Below are 305 nucleotides of genomic sequence, written 5' to 3' on the forward strand. Positions count from 1 at the left end.
ACTGGGCGGCGGCGTGCTGCTGTACCTGGACCAGGAAGGCCGCGGCACCGGTATCGCCGCCAAGATGCGCGCCTATGGCTACCAGCACGACGGCCTGGCACAGGCCAACGTGACTCCGTCCGGCCTGCTGAAAGCGCTCAACATACCGGTAAGCGCCAACCTCAGCGTGGCCGCCTTCAATCGCCTGCTGTCGGTCAACAAGATTTCGCTGGCACAGCTGCGCGACGCCGGTGCGCGCGCGGTGGCGATGGAAGTCAGCTCGCACGCGCTGGACCAGGGCCGCGTGGATGCCGTGCACTACGACG

At 67.5% G+C, this 305-nt stretch carries 1 pseudogene; it reads left to right on the plus strand.

The features are described 5' to 3' along the window. Nucleotides 1-305 (plus strand): annotated as a pseudogene (locus ABGA94_RS13995) (hypothetical protein); the annotation flags it as partial.

This window comes from Stenotrophomonas sp. 3diitr2024 (assembly GCF_042136455.1).
In the GTDB taxonomy this organism is placed as follows: domain Bacteria; phylum Pseudomonadota; class Gammaproteobacteria; order Xanthomonadales; family Xanthomonadaceae; genus Stenotrophomonas; species Stenotrophomonas sepilia.